The 419-nt window shown below is 61.3% G+C and carries 1 protein-coding gene; it reads right to left on the reverse strand.

Annotation, left to right across the window (positions count from 1 at the left end):
• The coding region (locus CDV44_RS27190; protein WP_170936131.1) for a trehalose-6-phosphate synthase at positions 1 to 419 on the reverse strand (419 nt) is incomplete at both ends.

The raw sequence follows: 419 nt of genomic DNA on the forward strand, positions 1-419 counted from the left end.
AGCAGCGTAACAGTGCCGGTTTGGTAGCGCCGACCGGCGCGCGAAGGTCGGCGATGAAGCGGTCGCGCCACGTCGACAGATTGTGTTCGCGCAACGTTAACATCATCGTGCCGTGGCGAGCTTGTCGCTCCGAGAGCGACATATTCAACGCGCTGCGCAGCGCTTCGGCCATGCCGTCAATGTCGTATGGGTTCACGATCAGCGCGCCGTCCAGTTCCTGTGCGGCACCAGCGAAACACGACAGCACCAGCACGCCGGGGTCGGCCGGATCCTGCGAAGCCACATACTCCTTCGCGACGAGATTCATGCCATCGCGCAGCGGCGTAACGTAGCCCACTTGCGAGGCACGGAAGAACGACATCAACACTTCGTGATCGTAGCGTTTGTTGATGTAGCGAAGCGGTGTCCAGGCCAGATCC

It is taken from the genome of Pandoraea sp. PE-S2R-1, assembly GCF_002179865.1.
Classification (GTDB): Bacteria; Pseudomonadota; Gammaproteobacteria; order Burkholderiales; family Burkholderiaceae; genus Pandoraea.